Below are 10789 nucleotides of genomic sequence, written 5' to 3' on the forward strand. Positions count from 1 at the left end.
AATCGGTGATTGCAACGTCACCACCGTGCCATGGCCGCTCGCCCTTCAGAGCAAGCGCCGTTCTCTCTCCAAAACTTTTTGCAGAACCTTCAGGACACTATCCCGATTGAAATGCCTACGGCAGGGTTGACTATTTTCCGGCGGCGGCTACAAGGCACGCGCGGCGACATCGCCGCCCTGCCGCGTGGTTTTCAACAGCCGCGCCTGCTGGGGAATAGGTTAACGGTAGACCCACGGACTCTGACTCCGTTAGTCCTGGTTCGAATCCAGGTTCCCCAGCCAAGCAATTTCAATTACTTAGCTGCCGAACCCGCTCCTCCAGGAATAACTTCCGTCGAATTACGGTGGTCGAATTACGGTGACAGTGCACTTTTCCCGTGTCGCCCTCTCCAGTATTGCCGCGTCGCCGATGTTACGATTTTGATGCACCCCTTGGGACCGAGATCGGGCAAATCGGCAAAGCCGTGAGAACCCGGGAACAAGGCAGGCGGCGAAAAAAAATTAGTGCACTGTCACGGTAATTCCTAAAACCTCTCCGGCAACCCTTCTACTCCCCGACAATGGACGTCGGCGGGCGTGCCGAGGTTATCGAATCGGCATGACGAAGGACGATCCTCCACGCGCCTTCCTCGCGCCGGAATATGGTGGTGACTCGAAGCGCAATCGGCACCAGTTTGTTGCCACCACCGACCTTGGATTGGAACCGCTCGACCTCGATGATGTATCCCAAGTCGGCTGTCGCATACTCCGAGATGCGCTCAAAGCCGATGGCCTTGCCGTGCCGGTAATTGGTGGCGGCCCGTTCCATGGTCTCAGCGGCCTTTCTCCATCCCTTCGCCGGCGGGCCAAAGGGATTGGCGATAATGACGTCGTCCTGTCGCGAGTAGAGGTTTTTCAAGGGCTCAGGATCGCCGTTTACGAAGGCATCCAGGGCCAGATGATCCTGCTCGATAAATTTCGTCAGGTCGGAGGCTAACATCTTGACATCGCCACATGACTAAAAAGAGAACTCTATCAAGCGGTTCGTCCGCCCTTCGCCTAGGCGTTCGGGCTGCTGTCCGCAGTATAGATCAGAATTACGGTGAGTGCACTTTTTACCATGTCGCCCCCGCCGCATGGTGCACCTTGCCGGCGTTCCCGGTCTGCCGCATCCCCCGGCACCGTACGGGTGAGCCAAGGCATTTCATGGCGTCATTCGCGCCATGTCACCGCCGCATCAAAAGCTCCGCCCCGCCACCGTTCCGAACCCGTTGTTTTCCCGCGCCCATCCCGCCGACGCCAGCAACCCGCGAACAATCCCGGTCGCCGTGACCGAATCGGCAATCACCATGCTGGCCTCGCGCGGCACGCCCGACGCCGCGCAGATAAGGGCGGCAACGCGGTTCCGGTCATTGCCGGCAAGGATAAGCGGCAGCGCAGTCGCGGCCGATATGTTGCGCATGAGCCTCGACGATCTCGCTGGGCTGTGGGGCATGACGAACTCCGCGTGAGGGGATCGCCTTGCTGGCAAGGCTTCGCAGGGTCCTATCAACCGGAATCTTGTCGATCATCGTCCGTCCTCTCCGTTGCCACAGAGGACCGGTTTAGGCTTCTATTCGTTGTAATTGATGAGCTCTAAAACACCCTCTACGTAGGAATGGATATCAATGACGATCTTCCACTGGTCGCGCCGTGTACCCTCCAGTTCGACCGTCCCGTTCATTCCCCACATTGCCTCCGGATCATCTCGCTCATCTTGCGTTTCGTAAACTGGGCGAACATCCTCCGCATGAATAATTTTGTTGCCGCACTCTCTGATCGTCTTGGTGACGTCCGGAGACCCTTCGTAAACACCGCCAAAATCCTGTTGCTCATCCTCTATGCGTTTGAGGTGTTTCTTATAGTCGACAGAGTCTTCCGCCCTGCTAAACGTGTCATCAAACGTTCGGACCAACAGCGCAAGTCTCAACAGCCGTTTCGACAGTTCTGCTTCAGCCATCGTGAAGCAAAGGATGTCGATTTCCGGAAACTGTGGGCCTCGTGTCCATTCAAGCCTGTCCCCTGTCGGCTCATGCTGGCGGTTACGATGTTGTAGATTTCAAAGCACAGCAGGCGAATTTCGCCTCTGTCCGTTAGGTGCGGCTTGAAGGCGTCATGCCAATATGGATTCGTCATCGCTTGCCTCCTTATGACCGGCCACCACTATCAGCATATTTGTGCTTGACGAGGGCCGACTGACGCCGGATGGCAGTTGACCGGTTCTAATTTCGGTCCGGGAGTGTGGATTTCTAGGTTCGCTGTCATGGGCTCGATGATTCAATTGGCTATCGGCCGCCTCGAAATCGAGTGGGGCAAAAACAGCGGTTTCACCGACTACTCCGCCCTGTTCCAAGGCGAGACAGACGTGGCAGATGTTCCCTACTACTACGCAGGTGACGAAGACGACCCCGACTTTGAAGGCGAGATGCGGTGGAAGCCCATCGTCGAATTCAAAGAAGGGTTATCTAAGCCCCTCGTGCAGGTGATCGCCCGTCTCAATCTGCTGGGGCATACCTATGCCCAGTGCGAACCGGAGTTTGCCTTTCTTGCAAAGCTCGTTGGATTTGACGTCACCCGTTTCACTTTCGGGCACCTGCGCGACGCGCTGGCAAATGTCGATGTAAATACCGTTTCAGCCGACTATGGCGAGGGCGGTGAGGACTTCGGAAAGTTTTTCCGCCGCGAACTGGCGCCACGCCTAGGCTTGGTCAAACACTTCGAGGATGACCCGGTTGAATATGGCGCGGTGTCGCATGCAATGGAGAATTTGAGCGCTTATACCGTCATGCATTTGCTGGCGCGAAACCCCTGGGCGAGCGAACTGCACGTACAGTGGGCGTTCAATGATGTCGAGCAAGGTGGATATGCGTCCCGCGAAGACTTCGTTCGCCCGCTTGATCCTAGCAATCGCTTCCTGATCGTAACCGAGGGCAGTTCGGACGCCGCAATCCTGCGGCATGCCCTGAAGATCTTGCGCCCGCATGTCGCGGACTTTTTTGATTTCGTCGACATGGAGGAAGGCTACCCATTCTCGGGCACTGGCAACGTGTTTCGCTTTGTACAGGGACTGATTGGCATCTCCGTCCAAAATAAGGTTTTGGTCCTTTTCGACAACGATGCAGAAGGTGTTGCCAATTACCAACGGTGCAGGGAGCTTAAGGCCCTGCCAAACATGCGAATCCTCAAACTCCCCAATCTTCCCGCCTTCGGTTCGTTCGAGACGATTGGACCGAACGGGGAACAAATAGCGGATATCAACGGGCGCGCGGCCGCAATCGAGTGTTATCTGCATCTGGATCCGGGGGCGAGAGTGCGCTGGACCAGCTATAACGCAAAGTTGGAGGTGTATCAGGGCGAACTTGAAGAAAAGACGCGGTACATGCGCGACTTCCTCGGGCAGCGCGTCAGGCAATCCTCTTACGACTATTCCCGCATAGAAGCCGTCTTGGACACGATCACCGAGAGTGCCGTCGCGATGCGCGAGCCTGAGGTGGCAAAGAACTGGGCGCGCGAATTCGATGCATAAAGCCATGTCCTTTCTTGGCGCTGCTGATCGCTGCGTCTCGATAGAATGAGTTTTTCGGCGTCGGTGGCCATGGGCTATTTCCCCGGCTGTGCGGCGGCGGACCGATATCTCGGAACTTCGATAGATCCTATCGAAGTCGCATCCGCCTCGATGCCGGCCAGTTCGAATTCATGCGTGCCATCCATGGGTTCGCTTGGCGGTGGCATTCTCTTTTAGACTAGCTTCCGCCTGAAAGGTAGCGCTTGGTTACGGCCAGCCGTGGCGCAGAGCCGGATCACAGACGAATCTCGTTTATCCACGGACTGTAAAAACCCCACTGCCCAGTTTTTCGCCGGCAGAAAAAATTACGTCCGTTGGGGCGCCGCGGGCCTGTAATTGTGCAGCTTTGACAAGTTTGCGCCCGCCCCCTTCTAACGTCTGGTCGTTGAAGGCTTTACCCGGCCCCAGGTTCCTCGATCGCGGCTTTTAGCATCATCAACAGCGGCATCGCGGCGAACTCGCCTAGAGACGTTTCTATGATGAGCCTACATGGCCGCCGATGGTCTTCGTCTTCGTCCCACCCTATGGGGTCAGGACCATTTTCGAACGCGAAAAGGCCGAGTGCCGTAAGCCGCGACAAACTCTGGTTGAGCACTGCCTCTTCACCAAAGAAGTCCGCGGGTTTCTTAATGAGCGGGTCAGCGCGGCGTTGGCTCAATTCCTGGGATGATATTCCAGAAAGGATATTGAGGTCGTCGGGTTCAAGGTACCGGATGATGCCGATCAGCTGGCGGTTTGCAGTGACTCTTGGGTTTGCAGGATTCAGCGCATTTGCGAAATACGTCGCCCAAACATCCTGCAGCGTTTCGTCGGATTCATCTGAAATCCCTTCCAGCAACGGCACACCGTTGCGGAAATCGATCGCCTTAAAGTTGGAAACACCGAGCTGCTTTAAACGCGCCTGCGTTTTGGCGACAACATTAGCGCGATTCATGACACGATAAGCAGCCGCCTTGTCGGCCATTGCCTCGGAAATATGATCGATTGCCTTCCCAAATGTCTTGGCAAAAAAGCCGCCGGCTTCGCTTGCAGCGTCAATGCCTTTTTGGCCGAGCTTCGCAATCTCCTGTGCCGCTTTGGCCTGTTCGTCGGCGATCATGGTGCTTCCCCCGCTTGTGCGCTCGAATTACGGTGACAGTGCACTTTTTACCATGTCGCTCCCGCCGCATGGTAAAAAGTGCACTGTCACCGTAATTCCTCTTTTGTCAGGCACAACGAACGTGGTCATTCGATACGCTACGTCGTTGAGCGAATGGAGCCAAGCCAAGAGCTGCTTGGCCCTACCAAATCAGCGACACGAAACGAATGCTCCGGCTAGCAAAGCAGCGAGCTACGCGTTGTATCTTATTGTGTCAAAATATGCCGTCCCATCCGGACGGCGCCCGCCAGCTGTTACCACTAGGGCTGATGCTTCTACAGCCCGCCTATAGCCTGCGACGGTCACTCCGTCCTTGGTGAACCATCCGCCTGTTTCGTTGCTGCCATCCTTGAATATGGTAATCGAGTCGACATCGTCGCGACCCTCTACTTTGTGCGGCTTACCATCATAGAACGCAGTGTATTTCCACTGGTAAGGCTTTCCTCCTTCAGTGCCCTTTACAGCCAACGTGTAGCCATTCTCGAGCTCGTCATACTTTCGCGTCTCGGTATTTGGGCTGAAGCCACCGGTAAATATGCTTTTTCTAGATTCTAGCTTCCATTCGGTTCCGAATAAATTAGGCATTGTTTTCTCCTCCACTATTTAAGCGCGTAATAGCGCGTTCACCTACATATTGGCCTTCTTCTTGTCTTTATGTGTTCATTTATCGCTCCTTGTCCGGCGAAAGCTGCATTAAAGCATCGAAAGTATATCACAGTATACCTTGACCAGTGCAATTTTGGCCACCATACTCTTGGCAAACTTTAAACTTCTGGTCTGCAAACGATCCTGATGCGTTTCCTCCCATTTTTGAGAAACGCCAGTCTATAGAAGTCTGATTCCCTGCTCATGAAGCGGCCTGCCACAGGGTTCTTCGATAAACCGCACCTGCGATCCACGCCTCACCAGCAGCGAATGCTCAATCCCAAGTATCTTCCGCACACTCGCCAGCGCCGCCTCATTCACATCGATATACGCGACGATGTACCACTCGCCGTTTTCTTCCCTGGCCATGCCCATCGGCTCGGCGCGCCACTTCAGCGCGCCGTGGTGCGGCATGAAGTAGGTTTCCTGGATGCCGCCGACGGCGCTGAGGCCCTCGTCGAGAGCGTATTCCATCACCGCGCAGCACAGCTGCGTCAGCGTGCCCCTCAGTCCGGCAGTGCGTTTGTCGGGAACGACGAATGTGCGCGTCCATTCGGCCCAATCGGGACGCCTCGGGACGCCCGATTTTTCGCACATGTGAGAAAAAACCTCCGAGACCATGTGCGGCTCGCTCGTTGGGATCAATCGAGCCGAAGTCACTACGCGACCGTCTTCAATACCAAGCAGGTAAGTCGCCGCGTCGGTATCGAATTGGTCCAGCTCGCGACCGTCCGGGCTCGGAGGGCGCCAATGTTTCTGGTGCACGAAGAAGTCGTGCCGGCGGCGCAGAAACTCGTCGAATTCGTTTTCATAGAGATGCTTGTTATGCGCATTGACTACGTGGGCCGTTATCATGGCGCGATCCCCCGATCGTTATCGCAGGGATACTCGCAGTCGCGCTAATATACGTCACCTGTCCGATGGGACAGTAGACGCGCTTAGGGATGGATCAGGCGCCGGCGCACCGCCTCGACGACCGCTTGCGTGGTCGTGCCGACGCCGAAAGCTTCCCTGGCTCGTGTCGAGTGCCATTTGACCGTACGCTCGGTCAGGCCGAGGATCTGTGAGGTTTCCGATGAGGTCTTGCCGGCCGCGGCCCACAAGAGCACCTCTTTTTCCCGGTCGGTCAGCAAGCCTTCATCGTCATAGTCGTCATTCGCCAATGCCTGGATCGACATGCCGGCATAGACCGCCATGGTCACCAGTTGCACCTGATGGCGCGGCGACAGGGTGCAGGCCTTCGCGGAAGAGGCAAACGACAGCACGGATTGCCAGTGATGAACGCTGAGCATCGGTACGGCGAAGCCGCTACAGATGCCGAACTCCGTCGCCTCGCCGGCAACGCGTCGTGAGCCTTCCGTATCCGACCACTTTGCCGGGACTTCGGACCACAGGAACGGCTTCAGGGTCTTTGCCGAGTAAATGCAAACACCATCAGCCGCGGCATGCTCGGCCTCGACATAGCGTTCGAACCAGCCGGCCGGCCAGCCATTCAGTTCGACCATCGGTGCAAGCTTCTGCCCACCGAGCGGCACCCCGCTCAGGATAAGGTGCTCGAAGCCGAGATTCCTCACGGTTTCAAGCAGGTCGCTCAGCAGCGGCCCGGTGGCTGTGTGTTTCCTGCAGCGTTCGACAAAGTCGAACACGTCTGAATCGATCATGACAGAGACCCCCGTCTCCACGCCCGAAAACAAAGCTTACCTTAAATTAGAGACTTCGAATACTCCCAATAAGTGTGTCCGCCACGCAGGACGCGTGGACCAAAATCAGCTAAATCAGCCGGATTGTGATCAGCAACACAGGACCAAAAAGCATGACGCCATCATTGCCGAAACGAAACGAGCCGTTCCGGGCCGGCGAAACCGCGCTGCTGCTGGTCGACTTGCAACGGGTCTGGCTGGAGCCGGGTGCCGATCCGGCGCATCCGGAGCGCGGTCCCGACCACTATTTCTACCGGCAGACGGCGTCGCAAACGATCCCCAACCAGGAACGCCTGCTGGCGGCGGCGCGGGCCAACGGCGTCGAGGTGATCCATACCATCATCCAGAGCCTGACCGAAGACGGCCGCGACCGCTCGCTCGACCACAAGCTGACGCCGATCCATATCGCGCCGAGCCGGCCGGAAGGCCTGCCGGTGCCGTCGCTGGCGCCGGTCGGCGACGAGATCATGCTGCCGAAGACGTCGTCGGGCGTCTTCAACTCGACCAACATCGACTATGTCCTGAAGAACCTCGGCGTGCGTTATCTGATCGTCGCCGGCATCATGACCGACCAGTGCGTCGACATGGCGGTGCGCGATGCCGCCGATCGCGGCTACCTCGTCACCTGCGTATCGGATGCCTGCGCCGCCGCCTCGCAGGAGCGCCATGATGGCGCGCTAAAAGCCTTCGGCGGCTATTGCTGGGTCACTGATACCGCCACCGTTACGGGCCGTTTCGAAGCCTTGGGAAAAGCTGCATGACCGTCGAACCGCTGGTTGCCGTCGTCACCACCGACCTTTCGGCGATCACGCGCGGCCGCTCGGTCGTCGAAAGCAAGCTGCAGAAGATCGCCGCGACCGGCGTCGGCTGGCTGCAGGCCAATCTGTCGCTGACGCCGTTCAACTCCATCGTCGACCCCAATCCGTGGGGCTCGTCCGGCGATGTGCGGCTCATTCCCGATCTCAACGCGCGGTTTCGCACGGCGCTGACCGGATCGGCGACGCCTTTCGACATGGTCGCCGCCAACATCGTCGAACTCGACGGCAGCCCGTGGGTCGGCTGCACGCGGACCATGCTCAAGGATGCGCTGGCGGAGTTGAAGGCGGCGGCCGGACTTTCCGTCATCGCGGCGTTCGAGCATGAATTCCATATCGAGGGCGACTTCGGGCCGGCTCATTCGATGTCGTTGGCAGCACTGCGGCGCGCCGACCCGTTTGCCGCCAATCTGATGGCGGCGCTGGCGGAAGCCGGCGTCGCGCCGGAAGTGGTGATCGCCGAATTCGGCACCGACCAGTTCGAGGTGACGTGCGAGCCGGCCGATGCGCTTGCCGCGGCCGATCGCGCCGTCGCCATCCGCGAGATCACGCGCGAAGTCGCGCGATGTGCCGGCTGGCGGGCGAGCTTCGCGCCCAAAACCGCTCCCGATGCCGTCGGCAACGGCGTCCACATCCATTGCAGTTTCGTCGACGAGGTCGGCAACCCGGCGACCTACGACCCGGCCCAGCCGGGCGGCCTTTCCAGCCGTGCCGCTTCGTTCTGTGCCGGCGTGCTGCGCCACCTGCCCGCGATCACCGCCATGACGGCGGCGAGTGTGTCATCCTACTACCGGCTGAAGCCGCATAGCTGGAGCTCGTCCTACACTTGGCTTGCCGATCGCGACCGCGAGGCGAGCCTGCGCATCTGCCCGACGGTGACGATCGGCGGGCGCGATCCGGCGCGGCAGTACAACATCGAATACCGGGCAGCCGACGCCACCGGCAATCCCTATTTGTCGCTGGCGGCGATCGTGCGCGCCGGGCTGGAAGGGCTGAAGGCCAAGCTGCCGGCGCCGCCGCTGGTCACCGGCGACCCGACGCAGATGAGCGCCGCCGAACGCAAGAAGCTTGGCCTCGTACGGCTGCCGGAAACGCTGCCGGCGGCACTCGACGCGCTCGTTGCCGACAAGACCGTGACAGGATGGTTCGCGCCGGTGTTCGTCGAGACCTTTGTCGGCCTCAAGCGGCATGAGACCGAGCGCCTTGCCGGGCTTGATCCAGTGGCAGTCTGCGACCTTTACCGGACGCTGTATTGATGGCTGAGCCGCTTGCCAACGCCATCCTACCGGAAGGTTGGCCACCCGCGGTCGACGCAATCAACGAAACGGGGCGTTCCGATATCGTTCTGATATGCGAGCACGCGTCAAATCACATCCCGGCCGAGTATGCGCGGCTTGGTCTCGACAGCAGCCATTTGCAGCGCCATATCGCCTGGGATATCGGCGCCGCCGAAGTGACCCGCCTTCTGTCGAAGCTGCTCGATGCTCCGGCCTTCCTCAGCTCCTATTCGCGGCTTTTGATCGATCTCAACCGGCCGCTTGGTTCCAGCGGCAGCATTCCGGTGCTATCGGAGGACACTGAGATCCCCGGCAATGTCGGCCTCGATCCGGAGGAGCGAAGCCGGCGCGCCGAGATCATGTTCGCGCCGTTTCATGACCGCGTCGCTGCCCATCTCGACGAGCGGGCGAAGCAGGGCAGAGCGACACGGATCGCGACGATCCACTCCTTCACGCCGGTCTACCTCGGTGTTGGCAGGCCCTGGCATGCCGGCGTGCTTTACGACCGGGCAATCGATTTCGGCCAGGCAATGCTTGCCGGCCTGGGCGCCGGCATCGGGCTCAACGTCGCGGCAAACGAGCCTTACGTGATCAGCCGCGAGGGCGACTACGCCATACCGGTCCATGGCGACGATCGCGGCATTCCAGCCGTCCTCGTCGAGATCAGGCAGGACCTGCTGGCGGGCCGCTCCGGCATCGAGGAATGGGCGCACCGCCTGGCAGCAGCGTTGCCGGCACAGACAAAGGCGTTGTGACCGAGCTCGGCTGCTCGACCGCAACGCAAGATGCCAGCCCGTGAAAAGCCTCCACCGTCCTCAGGAGAAGATTTGCGACAGTTCTTCGACGCTGGTGCCTTCCTTGACCTGCCGCAGCTCGACATAGCTGACCGCCGTGGCGACCGACAGCACCATCGACAGCACGGTCGACACCAAGGCTGCCGCCACATCGGCAATGATCCCGCCAAACATGACGATGACTGCCAGCATCACCCACTGGATGACCATCGCGATGACCATCAGAATCAGGAAAAGGCCAAATAGCGGCCAGCGGTTGCCCTTGGTCAGGACACGGCTGCGCGACATCGAACCGAACACGCCAAGCCGCTCCTGGATCAGAACCGGCACCGCCACGCACCATCCGAGCCACAAGATGATGCCGGGAACCAGCAAAGCTATCGACGCCAGGCCCGCACCCAGGCCGACGAGCAGGCCAATACCAAGGGTCGGCAGCAAATTGCGGATGGCTATCTGAATGCAGTCGCCAAAGGTCGGCCGCTTGCCGTTCAAGTCCTCGATCGTTGCCCGCACCAGCGCCGACTGGAGCAGCAGCGCGAAAACGAAGGATAGCAATCCCGCAATAACCGTAATCCATGAATTCTGAAACATCATCGAGGGATCGGCCGCGGCGCCGGGGTCGCCCTGCAGAACCGCATCTAGTTGCGGTTGGCTCCACAGCCGAAGAATAATCGCCGGCAAGCCTGAAAACAGCAGCGCGAGCCCAAGGCATAAGCCGATGTTGCGGCCGATCACGGCGAAGCTGTTGTTGAACACTCTGCCGATCTCGAATTTCTCAGGCCGTTCCAGTGTCGTTGAAGCCATGATTCCCCCCGTGTTTCGCCGTAACAGTATCAC

The 10789-nt window shown here is 59.0% G+C and carries 12 protein-coding genes and 1 tRNA gene; 5 read left to right on the top strand and 8 right to left on the bottom strand.

What is annotated here, in order from left to right; translation table 11 throughout:
- The first annotated feature begins 208 nt into the window (after positions 1-208).
- Positions 209-282 (top strand) — tRNA-Gln (locus tag NKH05_RS22825).
- 265 nt (positions 283-547) lie between these two features.
- On the opposite strand, the gene NKH05_RS22830 is transcribed toward NKH05_RS22825, so the two are convergent.
- The 3 genes from NKH05_RS22830 to NKH05_RS22840 form a co-directional block, all read right to left on the bottom strand.
- Positions 548-979, bottom strand: coding sequence for a YybH family protein (locus tag NKH05_RS22830; RefSeq protein WP_352999664.1), 432 nt, complete (start codon positions 977-979; stop codon positions 548-550).
- Positions 980-1216: 237 nt separating this feature from the next.
- On the bottom strand, positions 1217-1441 hold the full coding sequence (locus tag NKH05_RS22835) for a hypothetical protein (RefSeq protein WP_352999663.1): 225 nt from the start codon (positions 1439-1441) through the stop codon (positions 1217-1219).
- A gap of 150 nt (positions 1442-1591) precedes the next feature.
- Positions 1592-1978, bottom strand: coding sequence for a hypothetical protein (locus NKH05_RS22840; protein WP_352999661.1), 387 nt, complete (start codon positions 1976-1978; stop codon positions 1592-1594).
- Positions 1979-2281: 303 nt separating this feature from the next.
- Between NKH05_RS22840 and NKH05_RS22845 the strand changes: the two genes are divergently transcribed.
- Positions 2282-3544, top strand: coding sequence for a HEPN/Toprim-associated domain-containing protein (locus NKH05_RS22845; protein ID WP_352999660.1), 1263 nt, complete (start codon positions 2282-2284; stop codon positions 3542-3544).
- A gap of 433 nt (positions 3545-3977) precedes the next feature.
- Here the strand turns inward: NKH05_RS22845 and NKH05_RS22850 are convergent, their stop codons facing one another.
- The 4 genes from NKH05_RS22850 to NKH05_RS22865 form a co-directional block, all read right to left on the bottom strand.
- Positions 3978-4682: an Abi-alpha family protein gene (locus tag NKH05_RS22850; RefSeq protein WP_352899799.1), complete on the bottom strand. Its 705-nt coding sequence runs from the start codon at positions 4680-4682 to the stop codon at positions 3978-3980.
- Positions 4683-4913: 231 nt separating this feature from the next.
- On the bottom strand, positions 4914-5306 hold the full coding sequence (locus NKH05_RS22855) for a hypothetical protein (RefSeq protein ID WP_352999659.1): 393 nt from the start codon (positions 5304-5306) through the stop codon (positions 4914-4916).
- 240 nt (positions 5307-5546) lie between these two features.
- On the bottom strand, positions 5547-6221 hold the full coding sequence (locus NKH05_RS22860; RefSeq protein WP_352999657.1) for an acyl-homoserine-lactone synthase: 675 nt from the start codon (positions 6219-6221) through the stop codon (positions 5547-5549).
- Positions 6222-6304: 83 nt separating this feature from the next.
- The gene (locus tag NKH05_RS22865) at positions 6305-7027 is read right to left on the bottom strand and encodes a LuxR family transcriptional regulator (RefSeq protein ID WP_352999655.1); all 723 of its coding nucleotides are present in this window, start codon (positions 7025-7027) and stop codon (positions 6305-6307) included.
- A gap of 152 nt (positions 7028-7179) precedes the next feature.
- On the opposite strand from NKH05_RS22865, the gene NKH05_RS22870 reads away from it, so the two are divergent.
- From NKH05_RS22870 to NKH05_RS22880, 3 genes are read left to right on the top strand one after another with little or no spacing between them, the layout of a single operon-like run.
- Complete coding sequence (locus NKH05_RS22870; protein ID WP_353026123.1) at positions 7180-7827, top strand: cysteine hydrolase family protein; 648 nt, start codon at positions 7180-7182, stop codon at positions 7825-7827.
- Positions 7824-9137 (top strand): type I glutamate--ammonia ligase, encoded by a 1314-nt coding sequence (locus tag NKH05_RS22875; RefSeq protein ID WP_353026125.1) that lies wholly within the window; start codon positions 7824-7826, stop codon positions 9135-9137. The genes NKH05_RS22870 and NKH05_RS22875 overlap by 4 nt, the downstream gene beginning before the upstream one ends.
- Positions 9137-9913, top strand: coding sequence for an N-formylglutamate amidohydrolase (locus NKH05_RS22880; protein WP_031193477.1), 777 nt, complete (start codon positions 9137-9139; stop codon positions 9911-9913). The genes NKH05_RS22875 and NKH05_RS22880 overlap by 1 nt, the downstream gene beginning before the upstream one ends.
- Positions 9914-9973: 60 nt before the next feature.
- On the opposite strand, the gene NKH05_RS22885 is transcribed toward NKH05_RS22880, so the two are convergent.
- On the bottom strand, positions 9974-10756 hold the full coding sequence (locus NKH05_RS22885) for a hypothetical protein (RefSeq protein ID WP_023717223.1): 783 nt from the start codon (positions 10754-10756) through the stop codon (positions 9974-9976).
- Positions 10757-10789 lie beyond the last annotated feature (33 nt).

It is taken from the genome of Mesorhizobium sp. M1399 (assembly GCF_040317735.1).
In the GTDB taxonomy this organism is placed as follows: Bacteria; Pseudomonadota; Alphaproteobacteria; order Rhizobiales; family Rhizobiaceae; genus Mesorhizobium.

Excerpts from the sequence above, each read along its gene's own strand:
- NKH05_RS22835 (WP_352999663.1), bottom strand. The coding sequence starts at position 1,441 with ATGCGCAACATATCGGCCGCGACTGCGCTGCCGCTTATCCTTGCCGGC.
- NKH05_RS22850 (WP_352899799.1), bottom strand. The coding sequence starts at position 4,682 with ATGATCGCCGACGAACAGGCCAAAGCGGCACAGGAGATTGCGAAGCTC.
- NKH05_RS22840 (WP_352999661.1), bottom strand. The coding sequence starts at position 1,978 with ATGGCTGAAGCAGAACTGTCGAAACGGCTGTTGAGACTTGCGCTGTTG.
- NKH05_RS22875 (WP_353026125.1), top strand. The coding sequence starts at position 7,824 with ATGACCGTCGAACCGCTGGTTGCCGTCGTCACCACCGACCTTTCGGCG.
- NKH05_RS22880 (WP_031193477.1), top strand. The coding sequence starts at position 9,137 with ATGGCTGAGCCGCTTGCCAACGCCATCCTACCGGAAGGTTGGCCACCC.
- NKH05_RS22855 (WP_352999659.1), bottom strand. The coding sequence starts at position 5,306 with ATGCCTAATTTATTCGGAACCGAATGGAAGCTAGAATCTAGAAAAAGC.
- NKH05_RS22870 (WP_353026123.1), top strand. The coding sequence starts at position 7,180 with ATGACGCCATCATTGCCGAAACGAAACGAGCCGTTCCGGGCCGGCGAA.
- NKH05_RS22860 (WP_352999657.1), bottom strand. The coding sequence starts at position 6,221 with ATGATAACGGCCCACGTAGTCAATGCGCATAACAAGCATCTCTATGAA.
- NKH05_RS22865 (WP_352999655.1), bottom strand. The coding sequence starts at position 7,027 with ATGATCGATTCAGACGTGTTCGACTTTGTCGAACGCTGCAGGAAACAC.
- NKH05_RS22845 (WP_352999660.1), top strand. The coding sequence starts at position 2,282 with ATGGGCTCGATGATTCAATTGGCTATCGGCCGCCTCGAAATCGAGTGG.
- NKH05_RS22885 (WP_023717223.1), bottom strand. The coding sequence starts at position 10,756 with ATGGCTTCAACGACACTGGAACGGCCTGAGAAATTCGAGATCGGCAGA.
- NKH05_RS22830 (WP_352999664.1), bottom strand. The coding sequence starts at position 979 with ATGTTAGCCTCCGACCTGACGAAATTTATCGAGCAGGATCATCTGGCC.